Origin of the sequence: Mycobacterium sp. (assembly GCF_049281135.1) — a bacterium.
In the GTDB taxonomy this organism is placed as follows: Bacteria; Actinomycetota; Actinomycetes; order Mycobacteriales; family Mycobacteriaceae; genus Mycobacterium.
Genome location: NZ_JBAPRN010000856.1, coordinates 1 through 8,208 on the forward strand (window position 1 = coordinate 1; position 8,208 = coordinate 8,208).

Consider the following 8,208-nt stretch of genomic DNA (forward strand, 5'->3'; position numbering starts at 1 on the left):
ACCCAGTACCACTACGAGTTGCAGATCCGGCCGGCCCTCGGCGCGGGTCTACCGCCAACCGTTACGGATTTACGCCGCGCCGTGCGGCTTTCGCGTGCAGTGCAGGCGGCTGCGGCGCTGGCGCTCGTCGGGCTCAGCGCCGCCGTCCGTAGCGGTCGGTGAGCTTGTCCTCGACGGTCGTTGGCTTTTGGGCAGTCTTCGCCGGTGACGCTTGAGCCTTGTCGGCGCGGCGTGCCCGCACTTCGGCATAGACGAAGTAGCCCAGCAGGATCGGCGCGACGACTCCGAAGGTGATCCACTGGATGCCGTACGACAAGAACGGACCCGCGTCCAGGTGAGGCAGGGCGATCACGCCCAGTCCAGCGGGCTGATCGCTGACCAATTGCAGGTACGACCCGGCCAACGGAACTCCGGTCAGCGTGGCGATCTGACTCGTGTTGATCGAATACACCTGTCGCACACCATCGCTGACGAAAGACTCCTTGTCCAGCACCGGACCCTCGGAGTCGCGCAGGCGTGCCGTGACGGTCACCGTCCCACCGGGCGGCGGCGCGACCGGCGGCACCCGCGAACCCGGTAGTGGCCGCACGTAGCCGCGGTCGACCAGGACGGTCGGGCCGCCGTCGACGACGAACGGTAGCAACACCTCCATCGCCGCGTCGCCCTCGGCTACCCGCAACCGGACCACCAGTTGCTTGTCCGGCAGGTAGTGCCCGGTCGCCGTCACTCTGCGCCATTGTCCATCGGGTGCCGATGAATCCTGATGCGGCAAAAGCGTTTTCAAAGCTACCGGGGCGGTCGTCAGGGACCGTTGGATCTGGTCGTTCTCCCGCGACGCTTTGGTGTTCTTGCCCAGCTGCCACGGGGCGAGCACGCTGAAGCACAAATAGGTGAATGCGATCACCACCACGGCCAGCGCAATCCAGCCCGGCCGCAGCAGGAAGGCCAGGCGGCGCATCAGCTGCTTCCGTCCCGCGCGAGCTGCTCGTCGACCCACGTGTGCAGTCCAGGCAGCGAAGCCTCGATCGCGGCGAACGCCGCTTCGAAGTCGTCGTGGTTGCCGTAGTAGGGGTCGTCGACGTCGAGAACGAAAGCGCCAGAACGGGGGTCGAACGATCGCAGCATCCGGATCCGATCGGCATCGACGCCCAGCTGCTGTAGAAGCGGTACGTGGTTGCGGGCCAGCGCAATCACCAGATCGGCGTTGAGATGGTCGATGTCGACCTGAGCGGCGATATGGTCGGTGGGATAGCCGTGCCCACGCAACACGCGGTTGGCGCGCTCGTCAGCAGACTTGCCGATGTGCCAGTCGGCGGTTCCCGCGCTGGTTACCCGCACCGAGTCGTCCAGGCCGCGCTCGGTGATCTGGTGCGCGAACATCTTCTCCGCCATCGGCGACCGGCAGATGTTGCCGGTGCACACGAAGGTGATGTGCAGCTTGGAATCAGACACCCAACGCCCTCCGCAGCTCGGCGATCGTCGCGACGTGCACGGCGCCGCTACTCGCGCTGGTGTCGGCGAAGTCGCCCTGACCGTAACCCCAGCCCACGACGACCGCGTCGATGCCGTGGGCGGCCGCGCCTTCGACGTCGTGGCGGCGGTCGCCGACCATGAGTACGCGTTCGGGTAGCGGCTGCAGTTGCGCCAACGCATGCGCGAGCACCTCAGCCTTGGCTGCGCGCGTGCCGTCGACGCTGGCTCCGGCGACGACTTCGAAGTACTCGTTGAGGCCGAAATGGGCCAATATGCGTTGCGCGGTCGGCTCCGCCTTGGAGGTGGCCACCGCCAGTCGGACGCCGGCGGCCCGCAGATCGGCGAGCAATGGCCCGATCCCGTCGAAAAGGCTGTTGATCGCCCAACCGCGGGTGGTGTAGTCGGCACGGTAGGCGGCGATCGCCGCCTCGGCGTGCTCGCCCAGCCCCATCGCCTCAAAGGTGTGGTGCATCGGCGGTCCCACGATCTCACTGGCAAGGTCGCCCTCGGGTACAGCGGCACCGATCTCGCCGAGTGCGTGCCGGAAGCTGGACACGATTCCGTCCGCGGAGTCGGTGAGCGTGCCGTCGAGGTCGAAGATCACCAGCTGTGGCTGAGCTGTCGAGACCGTGCCTGTCACGTACCTATTGTCCAGGATGGCCCGGGCTGCCGGTGATCGTGTCCCGATACCGGACGTCGACGCGCGGTCGTTACTGTCTGAGATGTGGCGAGTCTGGATTCGAGCGCATCGATCTCGCTCGCGGCGGCGCGCTATCACGGCGATCAAGCGGCCGAACCCGGCATGCTCGATTTCGCCGTCAACATCCGGCACCCGCAGCCACCGGCCTGGCTGCTGGAGCGACTGGCCGCGCGGCTGCCCGACTTGGCGCGATACCCAAGCACCGACGATGAGCGCGCGGCCATCCGGGCGGTCGCCGGCCGGCATGGCCGGGCCGACGACGAGGTTGCGCTGTTGGCCGGAGCCGCCGAAGGATTCGCACTGCTGCCCAATCTGCGTCCGACGCTGGCCGCGACGTTCGCGCCGTCGTTCACCGAACCGGACGTGGCGCTGCGAGCCGCCGGGGTCCCGGTGCATCACGCCGTGCTCGATCCGCCGTTCGGTCTGACCGGCGTGCAGGTACCCGAGGAGGCCGACCTGGTCGTGGTCGGCAATCCGACCAACCCGACCGGCGTGGTGCACACGCGCGAACACATCCTGTCGTTGCGCCGGCCCGGCCGCATCGTCGTGGTGGACGAGGCGTTCGCCGACGCTGTCCCCGGCGAGCCGGAATCGTTGGCCGACCGGTCGCTGCCCGACATCCTGGTGCTGCGCAGCCTCACCAAGACCTGGTCGTTGGCCGGCCTGCGGGTGGGCTACGCGCTGGGTGCTCCGGAGGTGCTGGCGCGGCTGACCGCTACCCGCCCACACTGGCCGATGGGCACGCTGCAGTTGACCGCCGCCGCAGCGTGCTGTGCGCCAGAGGCGGTTGCCGAAGCTGCGGCGGGTGCGCGGCGGTTGGCGGCGATGCACGCCGAGATGGTCTCCGGCCTGCGCTCGGTGGGCGTCGAGCCGGTCGACGGCCGCGCGCCGTTCGTTCTGTTCACCGTCGGCGACGCCGAGTTGACCCGGAAGCATCTGCACGCCAGAGGAATTGCGGTGCGACGATGCGACACGTTCGTCGGTCTGGACGGTCGCTACCTGCGTGCCGCGGTACGACCGGAGTGGCCGCTGCTCGTCGAGGCGATCGCCGACATCGCCAACAGCGGGGTGCTGCGATGACGGTTCGATTGCGTGTGGTGATCGACGCGCTGGACGAGGCGTACCCGCCCGGGCTTGCTCAGTCGTGGGATTCCGTCGGTCTGGTCTGCGGCGACCCCGACGACACGCTGAGCTCGGTGACGATCGCGGTCGACGCCACCGCCGCGGTGGTCGACGCGGTGCCCGACGGCGGCTTGCTGCTGGCCCACCATCCGCTGCTGTTGCGTGGGGTGGACACGGTGTCCGCCGCCACCGCCAAGGGCGCGTTGGTGCACCGGATGATCCGCACCGGGCGTTCGCTGTTCACCGCGCACACCAACGCCGACTCGGCGTCACCCGGTGTGTCCGACGCGCTGGCGCACGCGCTGGGGTTGACCGTCGAGGCGGTTCTGGAGCCCGCGCCGGCCTCGCTGAACCTGGACAAGTGGGTGATTTTCGTCCCGCCCGAGAACGCGGATGCGCTGCGAGCGGCGATCTTCGCGGCCGGCGCGGGCCAGATCGGCGACTATTCGCAGTGCAGTTGGAGCATCACCGGCACCGGCCAATTCCTGCCGGAGGACGGCGCTGCGCCGGCCATCGGCAGCGTCGGCGCTGTGGAACACGTGGTCGAGGACCGGGTCGAGGTTGTCGCGCCCGCGCGGGTGCGGGGTCGGGTGCTCGCAGCGATGCGCGAAGCGCACCCGTATGAGGAGCCGGCGTTCGACATCATCGCGCTGGCGCCGACGCCGGGCGACGTCGGGCTGGGCCGGATCGGCTCGCTACCACAGCCAGAGCCGTTGAACGCGTTCGTCTCCCGCGTGCGGGCGGGGCTGCCGCACACGTCATGGGGAGTGCGCGCCGCCGGTGACCCGGACCGGCTGGTTTCGCGGGTTGCGGTGTGCGGTGGTGCGGGGGACTCGCTGCTGGGTGCGGTGGCGGGCGCCGAGGTTCAGGCCTACGTGACGGCCGATCTACGTCACCACCCGGCCGACGAGCACCGCCGCGCTTCGGAGGTGGCGCTGGTCGACGTCGCGCATTGGGCAAGTGAATTTCCGTGGTGTGCGCAGGCTGCCGACGTGCTGCGGTCGGCTTTTGGCACCGCACTGTCGGTGGATGTGTGTCCCATCCGCACCGATCCATGGAACGTCGACAACGACGGCGGGGGAGAGTACGCATGAAAGCCGAAGTCGCACAGCAGCGCTCACTACTCGAAGTGGCCGAATTAGACGCCGAGCTGGCGAAGATGAACCACCGCGCCGGCCACCTGCCCGAGCGCGCCGACTGTGAGCGGATACAAACCGAGCAGGTCGCCGCCAATGATCGGATGGGAGCCCTGCAGATCGCGCTGGAGGACTTGGAGACCCAGGTGTCGCGCTTCGAGTCGGAGATCGACGCGGTCCGACAGCGCGAGGACCGGGATCGGTCGCTGCTGCAGTCAGTGGCAGATGCCAAGCAATTGTCAGATTTGCAGCACGAATTGGGCACCCTGGAGCGTCGCCAATCCAGCCTGGAGGATTCGCTGCTGGAGGTGATGGAACGCCGCGAGCAGCTGCAGACACAGCAGGCCGCGGAGCAGTCGACCGTCGACGCACTGCAGAACGATCTGGCCGCCGCTCGACAAGCCCTGGACGCAACGCTGGCCGACATCGACCACCATCGGCGTGTTCACTCCTCGAGGCGCGACGAACTCACAGCTGAGCTGGCTCCGGATCTGGTGACGCTGTACGAACGACAGCGAGCCGGCGGCGGGCCCGGGGCGGGTCTGCTGCAAGGCCGCCGATGCGGGGCGTGCCGGATCGAGATCGACCGCGGCGAGCTGGCCCGGATCTCCGCGGCGGCCGACGACGAAGTGCTGCGCTGTCCCGAATGCGGGGCAATCTTGTTGCGGCTCAAGGGTGCAAGCCAGTGAAAGTCCTCGTCGAGGCCGACGGCGGGTCCCGCGGCAACCCCGGACCGGCCGGCTACGGTTCGGTGGTCTGGTCTGCGGACCGCTCGATCGTGCTGGCCGAGAGTAAGCAGTCCATCGGCCGGGCCACCAACAACGTCGCCGAATATCGCGGCCTGATCGCGGGTTTGGAAGAGGCCGCGAAGCTGCACGCCGCCGAGGTCGCGGTGTCGATGGATTCCAAACTCGTCATCGAGCAGATGTCGGGGCGATGGAAGGTCAAGCATCCCGACCTTGCCGAGCTTTATGCGCAGGCTCGCGCGTTGGCGCAGCGGTTTGAGCGGGTCAGCTTCACCTGGATTCCGCGAGCGGAAAACTCGCACGCCGACCGGTTGGCCAACGAGGCAATGGACGCCGCTGCCGAACTCACCGACGCACCGTCGCCGGCCGCGGTCGGTGAGAACCCCGCACCGCCGGGATGGACCGGCGCGCGCGGCACCGCCACCCGGTTGCTGTTGCTGCGCCACGGCCAGACCGAGCTGTCGGTGCAGCGGCGCTACTCCGGACGCGGCAACCCACCACTGACCACGCTCGGCCGGCAACAGGCCGACGCCGCCGCCCGTTACCTGGGGGCGCGTGGCGGCATCGCGGCGGTGATCAGTTCACCGTTGCAGCGCTGCCACGACACCGCGACGGCGGCCGCCAAAAGGTTAGGGCTGGACGTCACCGTCGACGACGACCTGATCGAAACCGATTTCGGCGCGTGGGAGGGACTCACGTTCACCGAGGCCGCCGAACACGATCCCGAACTGCATCGACGCTGGTTGCGCGACACCAGCACCGAGCCGCCGGGTGGAGAAAGCTTCGACGCCGTGAATCAGCGGGTCTCCCGGGCGCGGGACCGGGTGGTCGCCGAGCACGGCGGCCGCACGGTGCTGGTGGTGTCGCACGTGACGCCGATCAAAATGCTGCTGCGAGAGGCGCTTGATGCCGGGCCAGGGATTCTCTACCGGCTGCACCTCGACCTGGCGTCGTTGAGCATCGCCGAGTTCTACCCCGACGGCGCATCGTCGGTGCGATTGGTGAATCAGACCGGGTATCTGGGTTAGAGATCGCGAGCATCCGGGTAGTGAGCCAAACGTGGAGTGGTTAGCGTCGCACGCTTTGGCGATCGGATCCGCACTGCTCGCGGCGTTTTGGGCCGCGGTGGGCATCGTCGTCCGACAGCGTGCCATCCAGGGGGCGGTAGACAACCCGGAGGACACGGGCGCAATTGTGACGTCATGGGTCCGTCAGCCGTCGTGGTGGGCGGGAACGCTGGCCGCAGTCGGTGGATATGTGTTTCAGGCGCTTGCGTTGGCGCACGGGTCGCTGTTGCTGGTGCAACCCCTCCTGGTGTCGTCGTTGCTGTTTGTGCTGCCGCTGGGTGCGCGGTTCTCCAATCAGCATGTGCGGGCGCGTGATTGGGGTTGGGCGTTACTGCTGACCGCGTCGCTCACCGTATTTGTTCTGGTGGGCCAGCCGCGCGAGGGCCACTATCGTCCACCGGTGCCGGCGTGGAGTGTGGCGCTGGGCGCCTCGGTGCCAGTGGTGATCGTCTGCGTCCTGGCGGCCCGCCGGACGGCCGGACGAACCCGGGCCATGCTGTTGGCCACCGCCGTCGCGGTGTTGCTCGGGATGATCGCGGTGTTGACCAAAGTCAGCACGCGCCATCTTGCCGCGCACGGCTGGCATGGATTGTTGACGGTGCCGGCCCCGTATCTCCTGGTGGCACTGGCGGTCACGGTTACTGTGTTGCAACAGTCCGCATTTCACGCGGGCGCGTTGCAGGCGTCGGTGCCGATCATGCTGGTCGGCGAGCCGGTGGTGGCGGTGCTGCTGGGTGTCGTCGTGCTCGGTGAGCATCTGGTGGTCCGCGGTGCCGGGGGTGTGATCCTGGCGCTGGCCGTCGGCGCGATGACCGCGGCGACGATCGCGTTGGGACGTGATTCGGCTTCTGCCGCAACACCGGTCACCGACGCGCCGACACCCGTCACGCCCGCGGCATCCGCCTGATCGCGACGGCGCTGCAGCCGACACGTCCACTCGTCCGGAAGTTGCGCGGCTAAAGGGTATTCCGTCGGTAGAGTCCCGAGCCGAAGTTCTCCAAGTCTGGGCACGCATCGGGGCCGACGACCGTTTCGGCGGAATCACCGGGCTGCTGCAATGAGTCGGTCAGGCAGCGTCGTGAAAGATCAGTCCGAGCGCGTAACGCTCACCGGATCGCACCACGGACAGGCCGTGGCGCACAGCGGCGGCCGACCAGCCGCGAGCCGATTGCACCGGCCGGTCGCGGGTGGTGAACAAATAGCCGTGGCCCTGCGGCAATTGGGTTGCGGTACCACGGGACTGTGCCCGGGCCCGTTGCTCGACGAGCATGAATTCCCCGCCGGTGTATTCGGTGGCGGAGTCGCTCAGGTTGATCACCACCTGAAGCGGGAAAACCAAGTCCCCGTACAGATCTCGATGTAACGCATTCCAATCGTCGGTCCCGTACTTCAGTATCAGGGCGGTCGACCGGGTCTGACCGGCGGCATGGCAGATGTCCAGCCACTCGTCGAGGCTGTCCGGCCAGGGCGCCTCGCGGCCCAGCTTGGCCCACCAATCGCGGGCGATCGGCAACAGCCGCGGATACAGCGCCTGCTTGAGCTGCTCGATCGGCACCGGGTAGGGGGAGTGCAGATAGCGATACTGCCCGGAGCCGTAGCGACGAGGCTTCATGTCGATGGTGGCGCGGAACAGGTCGTCGTCGGCGTAGAGCTTGCGCAGCCGCCGGGTCTCGGTCGTGGTCAGCAGGCGCGGCAACAGCGCACCGCCGAAGTCGTTGACGTCGGCGGCGATCGCCCGCCAGTCACCGGCGTCGACGCGTTTTGTCCAGTCGCTCGTCGGCATCGGCGCGTTTTCCTCTCGTTGTCTTGTAGACGATAGGAGTGCCTGCGGCGTGAGATGAATGTTGTCGGCCGCCTCATCTAGTATCGAATGTATGTTCGAGTTGCTGGCGAAGGTCGATCCGGCTTGCGACGAATTTGCGCTTATCGAGCGTATCGCTGAGTTGGAGCGGGTCAAGTGCGCT

At 67.8% G+C, this 8,208-nt stretch carries 9 protein-coding genes and 1 pseudogene; 6 read left to right on the plus strand and 4 right to left on the minus strand.

Going from position 1 to position 8,208, the window contains the following annotated elements; all coding sequences use genetic code 11:
- Positions 1–162, plus strand: a pseudogene (locus WAN02_RS34095) (cobalamin biosynthesis protein); the annotation flags it as partial.
- Here the strand turns inward: WAN02_RS34095 and WAN02_RS34100 are convergent.
- The 3 genes from WAN02_RS34100 to WAN02_RS34110 are packed head-to-tail and all read right to left on the minus strand — an operon-like array spanning position 134 to position 2,113.
- Positions 134–958, minus strand: coding sequence for an SURF1 family protein (locus WAN02_RS34100; RefSeq protein ID WP_422269761.1), 825 nt, complete (start codon positions 956–958; stop codon positions 134–136). The pseudogene WAN02_RS34095 and the gene WAN02_RS34100 overlap by 29 nt on opposite strands.
- On the minus strand, positions 958–1,452 hold the full coding sequence (locus WAN02_RS34105) for a low molecular weight protein-tyrosine-phosphatase (protein WP_422269762.1): 495 nt from the start codon (positions 1,450–1,452) through the stop codon (positions 958–960). The genes WAN02_RS34100 and WAN02_RS34105 overlap by 1 nt, the downstream gene beginning before the upstream one ends.
- Positions 1,445–2,113: an HAD-IA family hydrolase gene (locus WAN02_RS34110; RefSeq protein WP_422269763.1), complete on the minus strand. Its 669-nt coding sequence runs from the start codon at positions 2,111–2,113 to the stop codon at positions 1,445–1,447. Before WAN02_RS34110 ends, WAN02_RS34105 begins: the two co-directional genes overlap by 8 nt.
- Before the next feature lie 84 nt (positions 2,114–2,197).
- On the opposite strand from WAN02_RS34110, the gene cobC reads away from it, so the two are divergent.
- Genes cobC through WAN02_RS34135 form a run of 5 tightly spaced genes read left to right on the plus strand, consistent with a single transcriptional unit; the run spans position 2,198 to position 7,151 of the window.
- On the plus strand, positions 2,198–3,253 hold the full coding sequence (gene cobC / locus WAN02_RS34115) for an Rv2231c family pyridoxal phosphate-dependent protein CobC (protein WP_422269764.1): 1,056 nt from the start codon (positions 2,198–2,200) through the stop codon (positions 3,251–3,253).
- Positions 3,250–4,389 (plus strand): YqfO family protein, encoded by a 1,140-nt coding sequence (locus WAN02_RS34120; RefSeq protein ID WP_422269765.1) that lies wholly within the window; start codon positions 3,250–3,252, stop codon positions 4,387–4,389. Before cobC ends, WAN02_RS34120 begins: the two co-directional genes overlap by 4 nt.
- Complete coding sequence (locus tag WAN02_RS34125; protein WP_422269766.1) at positions 4,386–5,120, plus strand: zinc ribbon domain-containing protein; 735 nt, start codon at positions 4,386–4,388, stop codon at positions 5,118–5,120. The genes WAN02_RS34120 and WAN02_RS34125 overlap by 4 nt, the downstream gene beginning before the upstream one ends.
- The gene (locus WAN02_RS34130) at positions 5,117–6,205 is read left to right on the plus strand and encodes a bifunctional RNase H/acid phosphatase (RefSeq protein ID WP_422269767.1); all 1,089 of its coding nucleotides are present in this window, start codon (positions 5,117–5,119) and stop codon (positions 6,203–6,205) included. The genes WAN02_RS34125 and WAN02_RS34130 overlap by 4 nt, the downstream gene beginning before the upstream one ends.
- Positions 6,206–6,260: 55 nt before the next feature.
- Positions 6,261–7,151, plus strand: coding sequence for a DMT family transporter (locus WAN02_RS34135; RefSeq protein ID WP_422269768.1), 891 nt, complete (start codon positions 6,261–6,263; stop codon positions 7,149–7,151).
- A gap of 159 nt (positions 7,152–7,310) precedes the next feature.
- Here the strand turns inward: WAN02_RS34135 and WAN02_RS34140 are convergent, their stop codons facing one another.
- Entirely contained in the window at positions 7,311–8,027 is a 717-nt protein-coding gene (locus tag WAN02_RS34140; RefSeq protein WP_422269769.1) for a 2OG-Fe(II) oxygenase, read from the minus strand.
- Between the last annotated feature and the right edge of the window lie 181 nt (positions 8,028–8,208).

Excerpts from the sequence above, each read along its gene's own strand:
- WAN02_RS34100 (WP_422269761.1), bottom strand. The coding sequence starts at position 958 with ATGCGCCGCCTGGCCTTCCTGCTGCGGCCGGGCTGGATTGCGCTGGCC.
- WAN02_RS34120 (WP_422269765.1), top strand. The coding sequence starts at position 3,250 with ATGACGGTTCGATTGCGTGTGGTGATCGACGCGCTGGACGAGGCGTAC.
- WAN02_RS34125 (WP_422269766.1), top strand. The coding sequence starts at position 4,386 with ATGAAAGCCGAAGTCGCACAGCAGCGCTCACTACTCGAAGTGGCCGAA.
- WAN02_RS34140 (WP_422269769.1), bottom strand. The coding sequence starts at position 8,027 with ATGCCGACGAGCGACTGGACAAAACGCGTCGACGCCGGTGACTGGCGG.